The organism is Variovorax sp. CAN15 (assembly GCF_030462475.1).
Classification (GTDB): domain Bacteria; phylum Pseudomonadota; class Gammaproteobacteria; order Burkholderiales; family Burkholderiaceae_C; genus Variovorax.
Genome location: NZ_JASMRZ010000163.1, coordinates 1 through 3,224, shown reverse-complemented (window position 1 = coordinate 3,224; position 3,224 = coordinate 1). Strand labels below are relative to the sequence as shown.

At 54.5% G+C, this 3,224-nt stretch carries 2 protein-coding genes and 2 pseudogenes; 3 read left to right on the top strand and 1 reads right to left on the bottom strand.

What is annotated here, in order from left to right; all coding sequences use genetic code 11:
• Positions 1-188, bottom strand: a pseudogene (locus QMO14_RS32980) (IS3 family transposase); the annotation flags it as partial.
• 52 nt (positions 189-240) lie between these two features.
• Here QMO14_RS32980 and QMO14_RS32975 point away from each other — a divergent pair.
• The 3 genes and pseudogenes from QMO14_RS32975 to QMO14_RS32965 form a co-directional block, all read left to right on the top strand.
• Positions 241-723 carry a hypothetical protein gene (locus QMO14_RS32975; protein WP_301512332.1) on the top strand — a complete coding sequence of 161 codons (483 nt, stop codon included), beginning with the start codon at positions 241-243 and terminating at the stop codon, positions 721-723.
• 156 nt (positions 724-879) lie between these two features.
• Positions 880-2,988, top strand: coding sequence for an ATP-dependent endonuclease (locus QMO14_RS32970; RefSeq protein WP_301512331.1), 2,109 nt, complete (start codon positions 880-882; stop codon positions 2,986-2,988).
• A 96-nt stretch (positions 2,989-3,084) separates the two neighbouring features.
• Positions 3,085-3,224: pseudogene (locus QMO14_RS32965) on the top strand (IS3 family transposase); the annotation flags it as partial.

The following is a 3,224-nucleotide window of genomic DNA, read 5'->3' as shown; positions in this document are numbered from 1 at the left end:
CCTTCACGAACGCCGGTGTCGACCTCGGCGCGCTTGACCCATTCGTTCAAGGTCTGCGGGACACATCCAATCTTCGGCGCGATGGACTCGATGGCCGCCCACAGCGACGGGTACTCCCCCCGGTGCTCCTGCACCATCCTCACCGCGCGCTCACGCACCTCGGGCGAGAACTTGTTTGACTTGCTCATGGCTCAATCCTCTCAGAGTGTTGAGCCTCCTCAAAACCCGGGGCGATTCATCGTGGGCCAGACGAACTTCCCGAAGCTGATCAAGGCCAACTGTTCGGCCTGCCAGTCAGTTCCAGCGTGCTACGCCGATGACCAGCCATCGAAGGCACTGGAAAAGATCATCGGGCACTACCGAAGGCTCATCAAAATCTTCAGGACCTACAACCCGACCGCCGTGGTCGTGCTTCACAACTATGACGACGCATACGCCACGGGAGAGGGCGTTTTTGGGCCTGCCGACTGGCTCAAGGTGCCGATGGAGAAATGCAGCGTTCCTGTCTCGCTGCGCAAGGATCTATTCGCAGACTTGGTGACTGCCTTCGGCAAGGCACAGGACGCGTTGGCGGCTGAGCCCAGCTTGGGAAGGATCGTTGCGTTGAAGACGGCAGGTACGCTGGCGATGGATCAGTGGGCAAACGAGCTGCATCCCACTCCTAACGGGTTTCAGCGGCTCGCGGAGCGGAAGTTCTTGCCGGCGTTGGATGCCGTTTGGTAGTGGTCAACACCGCTCGAAAAATCGAAGAGCTTTGTTGTCGTATTGCAAGGTACCGCAAAGATATGGATCGAAAGATGCTTTGGAAAGCGGCGAGCTTGGCCGTTGTGGCTTTCCTTTGGCTCTCGGACGTCTCCTTTGCTGTCGAGGGAGGCCACCGTGAGGCTTGAGAAAATAACTATCTCCAACTTTAAGAGCCTGCGTCATCAGGTGTTCGAGCCGATGCGATTTTGCTGCTTGGTAGGAGAAAACAACGCAGGAAAATCCTCAGTTCTCCAGGCGGTTGTCACGGCTCTAAATCGCCCAGCGCAGCTGCCGTTAAGTCATTTTTATGATCCGACAGAGCCAGTTGAATTCATTGTTCATTTCACCGATGTGAGTGAACGGCACCTTGCTAGGCTGGCTCCCGAGCACAGAGCGAGGATTGGCGCCATCGTAGTCAATGACGGTTTGACCCTGTGTGTACGCTACAGGCCGACAGAGCGAGTTGAAGTGGCAGCGTATCGTCTGGCTCCGCGAGACGTTCGCCTTCGGCCGGAAGCGATTGACGCTGAGCTCGCTGGGCTAAGAGGCGCCGCGATACGAGAGACGGTGGTTCGCGCGTATCCTGAATTCATAGCAGCGATGCCAGAGACTATTCCTACATTGACGGCGGCCAAGGCTTTTCTGCAGCAGAGGGTCGAGGAGCTACCGAGGGAAGAAATGGAAATGATCGAAGGGCCTTTGCCTTCGGGAATTGCACCGTCTATCTCGATGTTGTTGCCTGAGGCAATCTACATCCCTGCAGTCAAGAACCTGAGCGACGACCTCAAAACGACACAGTCGACGTCCTTTGGACGACTGCTGTCTCTGCTGCTTGAAGACATGACGCCGGATTTGGAAGATGTAGAGCGATCATTGTCGATACTGAATGCTTTGTTCAATCGTGTAACTGAAGGGAATCGAGTAGTAGATAAACGGCACCCCAAAGTGCAATCCCTTGAGTCGCGTGTTGAATCGCTCCTTGGAGAAAATTTCCCCAGCGTAAGAGTGGAGCTCAACATACCGCCTCCGGAACTAAAAACCATCCTGAGCACCGCCCAAATTTATATTGATGACGGTTCGCGCGACCTGATAGAGAACAAAGGTGATGGCATAAAGAGGTCGTTGACGTTCGCACTCTTGCAGGCGTATGTCCTTCACCTTGAGGAGCAGGTGCAGGCGGCCCAGAATGAGGGTGCGGTTTCACGGCCTTTGTTTTTTCTTTTCGAAGAGCCAGAGCTTTACCTGCATCCTAAGTCGCAGCGGGTTCTGTTCAACACATTGGCGCGCATTGCAAGCTCACATCAAGTTGCGCTAACGACGCACTCGCCGTTGTTCTTTGCGCCGGGAGTGACCGCTGCGTTCGTGCGTGTTGCTAAGCGAGCAGTAGCGGAAGCGAAGCCCGAGGGAGTTCTCTATCCGGTTAACTTTGATCTAGATCCTACGAGTGCAGAAGTATTTCAGCTAGCTCGTTTTGAAAATGCCGATGCTGCTTTTTTTAGCCAACGAGTAATTCTCTTTGAAGGTGAGTCAGACGATGCTTATTGTCGGCATGTTGCGAAGATACTGAATCTGGATTGGGACTTCGATAAAAGGAATGTAACACTCGTTCGTGTATCCGGCAAAGGAAACTTCGCGAAGTTCAGAAGATTCTTCTCTGCCTTTGGTATTGAGGTTAAGGTGGTTGCGGATCTCGATGCTCTCTTCGAGGGGTATCAACATCTTGGTGCCAGCGCTGATGTCGCCGCTCTTCGGCAAACAATGCTTCATCAGATAGACGCCAGGATCGCTGTGCTTGGCACGGTCGCGGAGCCCAAGGCCCGTCAGATCAAAGCTAGGGTTCAGCAAGAGTCTTGGAAGGCGAAATACGACATCGCGAAAGAAACTCTTCGCGCAGTTCAGGCTTCTCGTCAGGTTGACGACGAGACACTGGCGTTGCTGGATGGTCTATTTGCATGGGAGCGGGAGATCGCGCGCATGCAGGCTTGCGAAGCGGACACAGATGCTGCTGCAGCGTTGGTTCCAGTTTTGGATGCACTGCGAGCCGAAGGAATTTGCGTTCTCGCGCGAGGTGCTATCGAAGACTATTATCCGTCTGCTGCTCCGACTTCAGGATCTAAGCCGGAGCGAGCGCTTGCAGCTTCGAACTTAGTCACGAATTCTGACGAAGCTATAGCGCTGAGCCGGCCGTTGGTGGCTGGGCGTCTTAGCGAACTCCAAGAGATTTTTGAAGAGCTCTTTCGGTAGGTGATTTAGTTGGTAGTGCTTGCTTTTGGCTTATTGCTCACCATTCTGAATCGCCCCGGGTTTTGAGGAGGCTCAACACTCTGAGAGGATTGAGCCATGAGCAAGTCAAACAAGTTCTCGCCCGAGGTGCGTGAGCGCGCGGTGAGGATGGTGCAGGAGCACCGGGGGGAGTACCCGTCGCTGTGGGCGGCCATCGAGTCCATCGCGCCGAAGATTGGATGCGCCGAAGATTGGAT